Source organism: Flavobacterium sp., from assembly GCF_044376915.1.
Lineage (GTDB): Bacteria > Bacteroidota > Bacteroidia > Flavobacteriales > Flavobacteriaceae > Flavobacterium.
In genome coordinates, this window is the sequence record NZ_JBILKB010000071.1 from 1 (window position 1) to 9,846 (window position 9,846).

Sequence of the window (9,846 nt, forward strand, 5' to 3'; positions counted from 1 at the left end):
GAAAACCTAGCCGATGTAAAAGCCTTAATTGAAGAACTAGAAATTGCTTGTCCAGAAAGTGGTTCAAAAAATTGGACTGATGTAAAGCAATTCAATTTGATGTTTGGCACAAAATTAGGTGCCTCTGCAGAAAGTGCAATGGATTTATACCTACGTCCCGAAACGGCTCAAGGTATTTTCGTCAACTTCATAAATGTCCAAAAAACAGGCCGTATGAAAATTCCATTCGGAATTGCACAAACGGGTAAAGCGTTTAGAAATGAAATTGTAGCCCGTCAATTTATTTTCCGTATGCGCGAATTTGAACAAATGGAAATGCAGTTTTTTGTGAAACCAGGCGAAGAAATGAAATGGTACGAATACTGGAAAACCACACGTTTAAATTGGCATTTATCATTGGGATTAGGAGCGGCAAATTACCGTTTTCACGATCATGAAAAATTAGCACACTATGCCAACGCAGCGGCTGATATCGAATTCAATTTTCCATTCGGATTTAAAGAATTAGAAGGCATTCATTCAAGAACCGATTTCGATTTAAAAGCACACGAACAATTTTCGGGTAAAAAATTACAGTATTTTGATAATGAAACCAATTCAAACTATACGCCGTATGTCATAGAAACATCAGTTGGTTTGGACCGGATGTTCTTAGCGGTTTTTTCCAATTCGCTTTGTGAAGAAACCTTAGAAGACGGTTCGACCAGAACCGTATTGCGTTTGCCATCGGTTTTAGCGCCTACAAAAGCAGCTGTTTTACCGTTGGTTAAAAAAGACGGTTTACCAGAAGTCGCCAATAAGATTATCGAAGAGTTAAAATGGGATTTCAATGTAGCGTATGACGAGAAAGATGCTGTAGGAAGACGTTACAGAAGACAAGATGCATTGGGAACACCATTTTGTATTACAGTAGACCATCAAACTTTAGAAGATGAAACGGTAACCATTCGTCACAGAGATTCAATGCAACAAGATCGCGTGAAAATTTCAGACTTACGCGATATTATCAATAATGAAGTTTCTATGCGAAATTGGTTGATGAAAATGTAATACTATTGAATTAAGATAAAACCCCAAATTTCATCTGAAATTTGGGGTTTGTTTTTTTTGAATACAGAAAATTACTCATTTAAAGCATTCCAACCTCTCGCTTTCAAAGCAATTTTTGTATTGGCTCTTGTAACCAAATGCATGCCTTCACTTTCAGCCGTCATGTGACCAATTACCGTGAAGTTAGGATTCCCTTTAATTTTATCGTAATCGTCCATTTTAATAGTGAACAACAACTCATAATCTTCGCCGCCACTTAAGGCAATCGTTGTGATGTCTAAGTTGAATTCTTCACAAACATTGATCAATTGTGGATCTACAGGGATTTTTTCTTCATATAAATTACAACCTACACCACTTTGTTTGCACAAATGCAGGATTTCAGAGGACAATCCATCTGAAACATCAATCATGGCTGTGGGTTTGAAGTCTAATTTTTCGAACAGTTCTTTCAGGTCTTTTCGGGCCTCTGGTTTGAGTTGGCGTTCAATTAAATACGTGTAGGGCTCTAAATCGGGTTGGTTGTTTGGATTCACTTGAAACACTTGTTTTTCGCGTTCTAAGATTTGTAATCCCATATATGCCGCACCAATATCCCCCGAAACCACCAATAAATCGGAAACTTGTGCGCCATTTCTATAGACAATATCGGCTGCATCTGCTTCACCTATTGCTGTAATACTAATAATCAATCCTTTTTGAGAAGAAGTAGTATCGCCACCAATAACTTCTACATTGTATACTTTTGAGGCCATCGTAATTCCGTCAAACAATTCTTCCAAAGCTTCTAGTGGAAAGCGATTTGAAACCGCAATAGATACCGTAATTTGAGTGGGTGTGGCATTCATCGCACAAATATCGGATACGTTTGCCACAACGGCTTTATAACCCAAATGGCGCAAGGGCATGTAGGCCAAATCAAAATGAACGCCTTCAATTAATAAATCGGTTGAAATGACTGCTTTTTTGGAACCAAAATCCACAACTGCTCCATCATCCCCAATACCCTTTAGGGTCGATTCTTTTTGAACGGTAAACGATTTAGTTAAATGATCAATTAATCCAAATTCGCCCAATTGTGATATACTGGTTCTGGATTGGTCTTTATTTTCTAACATGGAAATTTTGTTTTGCGCAAAGATAGGGTTAATGTGGCAATGAGACAATTAGACAATATGCCAATTAGACAATTATTTTAATTACCACATCATCGACACATCGACTTATTGATTGTTTTCTAATTCTTTCAGCTTCTCAAAAATTAAGTGGGTTTCATATCCTTTTCGGAGTAAAAAATCGACAAATTTTTTGCTTTTCTTGGGGCCTTTTTTTTCGCTACTGTTTTCCCAATTTTTTTCGGCTAGGGCATGAAAATTTGATAAATAAGTGGTTTCAGGAAGTTCTTTGAGGGCAATTTCAATAATTCTGGACGAGATGTTTCTAAATTTCAATTCGTTGATGATTCGGTTTTTACCCCATAATTTATAGTTGTGTTTTCCGCGAACAAAGCTTTGGGTAAATCGTTCTTCATTGATGAAATTTTGTTCTATGAGATAAGTTAAAATAGCTTCTTTTTCTGAAACAGTAATAGCATACGAATAGAGTTTTTCTTCTACTTCTTTGTAGCAGCGCTCTTGATACGCACAATAATATTCCATTTTTTTCTGAATTTCTTTCAAAGCTATGTGTGTTTGATATTTCTTTCAAAAATAGAGAATAATAGTTAGCTTTTGATTATGAATTTATATCCGGAATCAATTTTAGCTAATTTTTTGTATTTTTGAACTTTATCAAACACTAACAATGGAAAATATAAAGCAATACGTTCAAGCGAACAAAGAACGTTTTATTCATGAATTAATAGAATTATTAAAAATCCCTTCGGTAAGTGCCGATAGCGCCTATGCACATGATGTGGTTGCTACAGCCGAAGCGGTAAAAGCCAGTTTAGAGCAAGCTGGATGCGATTTTGTGGAGTTGTGTGAAACACCAGGCTATCCCATTGTTTACGGCGAAAAAATAATTGATGCAAATTTACCTACGGTATTGGTTTATGGGCATTATGATGTGCAACCGCCCGATCCTCTGGAGTTGTGGACGTCACCTCCTTTTGAACCCGTAATCAAAACTACAGCCATACATCCTGAAGGCGCTATTTTTGCACGTGGAGCGTGTGATGACAAAGGGCAAATGTACATGCACGTTAAAGCTTTTGAATACATGATTCAAAACAACTGTTTACCTTGTAATGTGAAATTCATGATCGAAGGGGAAGAGGAAGTAGGCTCTAAAAGTTTGGGATGGTTTGTAGCGCGTAATCAAGAGAAATTAGCCAATGATGTGATTTTGATTTCAGATACCGGAATGATTTCCAATACCCAACCTTCTATTACTACTGGTTTGAGAGGATTAAGCTATGTTGAGGTTGAGGTTACCGGACCTAATAGAGATTTACATTCTGGTTTGTACGGTGGTGCTGTTGCCAATCCAATCAATGTGTTGACTAAAATGATCGCTTCGTTGCACGATGAAAACAACCATATTACTATTCCTGGATTTTATGATAAAGTAGAAGAACTTTCAGCTGAAGAAAGAGCTGAAATGGCAAAAGCGCCTTTCTCTTTAGAAAAATACAAAGAAGCTTTAGCTATTGATGAGGTATATGGTGAAAAGGGGTATGTAACTAATGAAAGAAATTCGATTCGTCCAACATTAGATGTGAATGGTATTTGGGGGGGGTATACGGGTGAAGGTGCTAAAACCGTAATTGCGAGTAAGGCTTTTGCTAAAATTTCGATGCGCTTAGTACCTAATCAAGATTGGGAAGAAATTACCGAATTATTCAAAAATCATTTCGAAAGTATTGCGCCAAAAGCTGTTACCGTAAAAGTGACGCCTCATCATGGCGGCCAAGGTTATGTCACACCAATCGACAGCGTTGGTTATAAAGCAGCCAACAAAGCATATACCGAAACCTTTGGAGTACCAGCGATTCCTGTGCGATCGGGAGGAAGTATTCCTATTGTAGCTTTGTTTGAAAAAGAATTGAAATCCAAAACCATATTGATGGGATTTGGCTTAGATAGCGATGCGATTCATTCGCCCAATGAGCACTTTGGTGTATTCAATTATTTAAAAGGAATTGAAACCATTCCTTTATTTTATAAGTATTTTACAGAGATGCATTCCTAAAACAAAATCCCGAAGTGATTCGGGATTTTTTTATGTTAAGAAGTTTGAAAATTATCAATTATATATTTTTTTGAAAAGTCCCGATCTTTTTGGAGTTGTGATTTTAACGCTTCGACCGAACTAAACTTTTCCTCCGGACGAATAAAATCAAGTAGTGATATACACAAAACGGCATCATATAAATCTTCGTTGAGATTTAAAAAATGCACTTCAATGGTTCTTTCATTTTCTCCCAGGGTTGGATTGTGTCCAATGTTCATCATGCCAAAAACACGGATACTATTTATCGTGCTATACACCACGTAAGCGCCTTTTTTTGGGATAAGTTTAAAGGGTTCTAGTAGTTCCAGATTTGCAGTAGGAAAACCGATTGTTCTTCCGAGTTGTTTTCCTTTGACTACTTTGCCTGAAAAAAAATAGTTGTAGCCCAAATAGCTATTGGCAAGTTGAATGGATCCATTGCCTAGTGCTGTACGAATATTTGTGGAACTCACCGCAATTTCGTTGATTTCTTCGGCGTTAATTTGTGCTACTTCAAAGTTGTATTTTTTTCCAAATTCGATTAAATCGGTAATGTTCGCCGATCTGTTTTCTCCAAAGCGATGGTCATAGCCAATAATTATTTTATGAATCTGTAATTGTTCTACCAATACTTTTTTCACAAAAGCTTCTGCACTTAATTTAGAAAAGGCACTGTCAAACGGATGAATGATTAAATGATCAATTCCACTTTTTTCAAGCAGCATTCTTTTTTCATCCATTGAATTCAAAAGTTGAAGGGAATGTTCTTGTTGTAAAACCATCCTTGGGTGGGGGTAAAAAGTGAGCACGACACTTTCATAAAAGCCATTTTCTGTAGCTTCGAGTAGTTTGTTAAGAATGGATTGATGGCCCAAATGAACCCCGTCAAACGTACCTAAAGTAACGATGGTTTTTTTAGTGGAAGAAAATGCGTTTATGGATTGGCTGACTTGCAACGTATATTTTTTACAAAAATAAAAAAGGATTGAACGTGTTCAACCCTTTTTTAATAATATTAGTTAAAATAATTAATTCTTAATAAATTTCAACGTTTTGGTTTGTTCACCTATTGTTAAATTTAAGAAATACACACCATTTGAATAATTAGAAACATTGATGCGTAAATCATTGTCAGAGGCAATTTCTTTCACAGCAATTTGTTGGCCTATGCTGTTATAAATTTCAAGTTTACCAGCTCTTTGAATGTTTTGAGGCAAGTAAATGGTGAAATAGTCATTAGAAGGGTTTGGAAACAAGCTCACGTCTTCTAATGCGTTAAAGTCTTCACTGGAAAGTGCTGCGTTATTTGTAAAATAACTTATTCTAGAAATTGGGGTATTTGGTGGGTTTCCACTTTCAACAAAATCGGTAACATTTACTAATGTAGTGCTTCCAGAAGTTACAGTATAGAAACCTTGACCAACGCCATCAAATAGGCCTTCGCCATAAGAATCATTAACGGTTAAAGTATAACAACCGTTAGCAGGCAATGTCCATGCTTGATTGGTTACTAATACTTGAGTGCCATCATTAGCGGCATCTGTATACGGGCCACCACTATATAACGTTTCCCCCGCTTGATTTTTTAACGTCCAATCAATTTCAGTACCCCATCGGTCTCCTGTTAAATTGAAAGTAAAAGAAGTTGAATTAGCATATGCAAGTGCGCCAGTAGCATTTCCAAAAACCTTAGACGCTGTGTTGTTAGACGCTCTTTGATCGGCAACACCATTTACCGAGGTAATAGAAACATTTAAAGTACCATTAACTGTAGAGTTAGTTAACGTTACTAAAGCATATTTGTTAGGGGCTAAATTTCCAGACCAGTTTTGAATTTGGTTGGCTCCACCATTCATAGAATAACTAATGGTTGCCGATGTTAAGTTAGATGTTCCTCTATTATATAATGAAATAATTTTTGCAGGAGCAGTTGGATTTGGGTTTGTACAAGTAGGATTAACAGTACCACAAGTATTTTCAATTTTTACTTCAGCATCATTTGCAAACAAAGAAATAGCTACATCTTTTGTTGAAGTTTTTAAGGATACTCTTCTAGGAGAATTGTTCATTACGGTTGTTATTCTTGTTTTTTGATCATTTGTGAAAATATTCATACATGCATCATTTGTATAATCCATATAATTTTCAATCATATCATTTCCGGGATTTGATGGGCAACTATTTGTGCCTGTAGGACATCCAGAATTTGCACTACTTGCTGCAGGCGTGTCAGCACAAAAATCTTCATCAAGGTATGTATTTGTATCAGGACATGCTGGCAAGCTATTATCTCCCCAAATGTGTCTTAATCCCAAGAAGTGACCTACTTCGTGTGTCATGGTTCTTCCTTTGTCATAAGGAGGGCTAAAAGCTCCAGTTGTAATGTCTGAACTTCCAAAAAATCGAAATCCAGCCACAACGCCATCGGTATTTGCTAAACCACCATTTGCATTCAAACCACTTAAGGTAGAGCTACTAGGAAATTGAGCATATCCTAACAATTGCGAATTTGAAAAATTTACAGACCACATGTTCATATACTGTGTAGGATCCCAAATAGTAGTTGGTTTTACTATGTTGTCTATATCAGTCGTTGACCAAGCTGCTTGACATAAATTTACTCTATCAATACCATTTGTTGGATTTCCATTAGGATCTACTTTTGCTAAAACAAATTCAATTTGAACATCAGCTCCAACTGCATTTGTATTAAAACCTCTGGTTCCAACCATTTTTCTAAAATCTTGGGTCATTACTGTAATTTGTGATTGGACTTGTTCGTCGGTAATGTTTTCACTAACGCCGTAAGCATCACCATTATGAATTACGTGAACGACAACAGGAATATAAATAATTCCGCCGCTTTGCGAACTTACATTTTGAATAGCGTTTGCTTCTTGAATTTTTTGGGCCATCCAATTTTCAAATTGCGCTCTGCTTTCTAGTTTTGGGTTTTGTAATTTTAAATATTCTTCATATTCGTTTGAAGCACATCTTATGTAGCCTTCAGGGGTAATATTTTCTGGAGAAATCGTTTTTCCAAATACAATTCTACCTCCTTTTATGTTTTGGCCATAAGAGAATAGGGCCATAAAAGTTAGTAATAAAAGGGTAATTTTTTTCATGGGTATTTTCGGGATTAATTAGTAAATCAACTACAAATTTAAATTAAAAAACAATATTTCAAAATTTATAAACCAATAATACTATAATTATTTACAATTACTATTGATAATTTTTTAGTTTATCGATAGTAATCTTGTGATTTTAATAATTTTCATTTTCCGTTGTATTGGTTCATCGTTGTGTTTAATCCTGCCAAAGCAAAAGATTTCACTATTTCGGCACTTAGTGCGAGTCGTTCTTTCAGTTGTTCTTTTTCGGTGTCGTCCCATTCGCCCAACACATAATCGACTTGTTTTCCTTTTTTAAAGGCGTCACTAATCCCGAATCGGAAGCGGGGATATTCGGTAGAATTGAGTACTAATTGTATGTTTTTTAATCCGTTGTGTCCGCCATCACTTCCTTTGGTTTTAATGCGGATGGTGCCAAAGGCCAGGTTTAAATCATCGGTGATGACCAAAAGATTTTCTTTTTCAATTTTTTCTTTTTCCAACCAATAGTTAACTGCTTTTCCGCTCAAGTTCATGTAGGTGTTTGGTTTCAGTAGGAGTATTGTTCGGCCTTTTATTTTGAGTTCGGCCAGATCCCCTAATTTAAGTGTTTGAAACGAAATGCCTTCTTGATTGGCAATATAGTCTAAAACCTTAAAGCCAATATTATGTCTTGTATTTGCATATTCTGAGCCGATATTCCCCAGCCCAACAATTAAAAATTTTTTCATTGGAATGTTCTCTACTGGTGTCTTTATTTTAAAGATGTTTAAAAACCAATTCATGATGTAAAAGTAGTATAAAGTTTAGAAACTTTAATGTATAAAAAAAAGCACCAGTATCAACTGATGCTTTTAGTATGCATTGGAAAAGAATTATTTTTTCTTTTTTGCTCCTTTTTCTGCTTTGGCAGCTTCTTGTGCCGCTTTCATTGCCGCACGAGAAATTCTCACTTGACAAACTACAGTATTATCTGGGTGCATTAATTTAAAATTGTTTGTAGGTAATTTAGTTACATACAATTTGTTTCCCATTTCTAATTCAGAGATACTTGCTTCTACAAAATCAGGTAAGTTTTTAGGTAATGCTTTTACTTTTAAACGACGTTGGTTTAAACGTAAAACACCTCCTAATAATACCCCTGGAGACGTTCCTGTAATTTTAACAGGCACTTCCATAACGATTTCTTTATCGTCGCTTAATTGGAAGAAGTCGATGTGTAAAATTTTGTCAGAAACTGGGTGAAACTGAATGTCTTGCATGATTACATTATAAGACGTTCCGTTTAACTCAACTACAACTGTGTGTGCGTTTGGAGTGTAAACTAAATCTTTAAATGCTCTTTCGTCTGCAACAAAATGAACTGGCTGATTTCCTCCGTAGATAACGCAAGGAACCATTCCAGCATCACGTACGGCTTTCGTTGCCTTTTTACCTACGTTTTCTCTTTCTGATCCTTTAATCGTAATTGATTTCATTGTAAAATATATATAATTAATAAATACGTATTCAGGTGGTTGTTCTTGATTACATCAAAAATTTACCACTAATAGACGTGTTGTTTTGTACCATATGCATTACTTCTGCAAATAGGGGAGCACAACTCACCACTTTAATTTTATTCGATTCTTTCTTCAATGGAATAGAATCGGTAACAATTAATTCTAACAATTTAGAATTTTCAATTTTTTCGTACGCTTCTCCAGATAATATCGGATGTGTACAAATAGCTCTTACACTTAAAGCTCCTTTTTCCATCATAACATCGGCCGCTTTGGCTAAGGTTCCTCCGGTATCAATCATGTCGTCTACTAAAATAACATTTCGGCCTTTAACATCACCAATTAACTCCATGGTGTCGATAACATTGGCTTTTTTTCTTTGCTTGTAGCAAACCACCACGTCTGATTCTAAAAATTTAGAATAAGCATACGCTCTTTTTGAACCTCCCATATCGGGGGATGCGATGGTTAAATTTTCTAAATTTAAACTTCTCACATAGGGTAAAAAGATAGTGGAAGCAAACAAATGGTCTACCGGTTTTTCAAAAAACCCTTGAATCTGATCGGCATGTAAATCCATGGTCATGATTCGGGTAGCGCCGGCAGTTTCTAATAATTTAGCCACTAGTTTTGCTCCAATTGGCACTCTTGGCTTGTCTTTACGGTCTTGTCTTGCCCAACCAAAGTAAGGAATCACTGCGGTAATATGTCTGGCCGATGCTCTTTTAGCGGCATCGATCATTAATAATAATTCCATTAAATTGTCGGCACTAGGAAAAGTAGAGCAAACTAGGAATACGCGTAATCCTCTTATTGATTCTTCAAAAGAAGGTTGAAATTCGCCATCACTATAAGTAGAGAACGTAACTTTACCCAGTTGAGCGCCATACTTTTCAGCAATTTGCTCTGCCAGGTACACACTTTGAGAACATGCAAAAATTTTTGCTTCTGGTTCTTGATACAGCATG

Annotated in this window: 9 protein-coding genes; 2 read left to right on the top strand and 7 right to left on the bottom strand. The window is 36.1% G+C overall.

All coding sequences use genetic code 11. The features are described 5' to 3' along the window. Positions 1 to 1,050: glycine--tRNA ligase (locus tag ACIQ6Z_RS07795; protein ID WP_396210345.1), on the top strand; the 1,050-nt coding region annotated here is incomplete at its 5' end. 71 nt (positions 1,051 to 1,121) lie between these two features. Here ACIQ6Z_RS07795 and thiL read toward each other — a convergent pair. Together thiL and ACIQ6Z_RS07805 are read right to left on the bottom strand one after the other, a co-directional pair. Beyond that, a complete protein-coding gene (gene thiL / locus ACIQ6Z_RS07800) occupies positions 1,122 to 2,168 on the bottom strand; it encodes a thiamine-phosphate kinase (protein WP_396210346.1) in 1,047 nt (348 codons plus the stop codon). Between the two features lie 105 nt (positions 2,169 to 2,273). Beyond that, complete coding sequence (locus ACIQ6Z_RS07805; RefSeq protein ID WP_396210347.1) at positions 2,274 to 2,708, bottom strand: regulatory protein RecX; 435 nt, start codon at positions 2,706 to 2,708, stop codon at positions 2,274 to 2,276. Positions 2,709 to 2,853: 145 nt separating this feature from the next. Here ACIQ6Z_RS07805 and ACIQ6Z_RS07810 point away from each other — a divergent pair, with 145 nt between their 5' ends. Beyond that, positions 2,854 to 4,242, top strand: coding sequence for a dipeptidase (locus tag ACIQ6Z_RS07810; RefSeq protein WP_396210348.1), 1,389 nt, complete (start codon positions 2,854 to 2,856; stop codon positions 4,240 to 4,242). 35 nt (positions 4,243 to 4,277) lie between these two features. Here ACIQ6Z_RS07810 and ACIQ6Z_RS07815 read toward each other — a convergent pair whose 3' ends face one another. The 5 genes from ACIQ6Z_RS07815 to ACIQ6Z_RS07835 form a co-directional block, all read right to left on the bottom strand. Continuing rightward, positions 4,278 to 5,219, bottom strand: coding sequence for a bifunctional riboflavin kinase/FAD synthetase (locus ACIQ6Z_RS07815; protein ID WP_396210349.1), 942 nt, complete (start codon positions 5,217 to 5,219; stop codon positions 4,278 to 4,280). Positions 5,220 to 5,291: 72 nt separating this feature from the next. Continuing rightward, positions 5,292 to 7,388, bottom strand: a complete 2,097-nt coding sequence (locus ACIQ6Z_RS07820) for a T9SS type A sorting domain-containing protein (RefSeq protein WP_396210350.1) — start codon at positions 7,386 to 7,388, stop codon at positions 5,292 to 5,294. A 152-nt stretch (positions 7,389 to 7,540) separates the two neighbouring features. Further along, positions 7,541 to 8,107 carry an aminoacyl-tRNA hydrolase gene (gene pth, locus ACIQ6Z_RS07825; RefSeq protein ID WP_396210352.1) on the bottom strand — a complete coding sequence of 189 codons (567 nt, stop codon included), beginning with the start codon at positions 8,105 to 8,107 and terminating at the stop codon, positions 7,541 to 7,543. Positions 8,108 to 8,251: 144 nt separating this feature from the next. Next, positions 8,252 to 8,854, bottom strand: a complete 603-nt coding sequence (locus ACIQ6Z_RS07830) for a 50S ribosomal protein L25/general stress protein Ctc (RefSeq protein WP_396210351.1) — start codon at positions 8,852 to 8,854, stop codon at positions 8,252 to 8,254. A 49-nt stretch (positions 8,855 to 8,903) separates the two neighbouring features. Next, positions 8,904 to 9,845, bottom strand: a complete 942-nt coding sequence (locus ACIQ6Z_RS07835; RefSeq protein ID WP_396196693.1) for a ribose-phosphate pyrophosphokinase — start codon at positions 9,843 to 9,845, stop codon at positions 8,904 to 8,906. Position 9,846 lies beyond the last annotated feature (1 nt).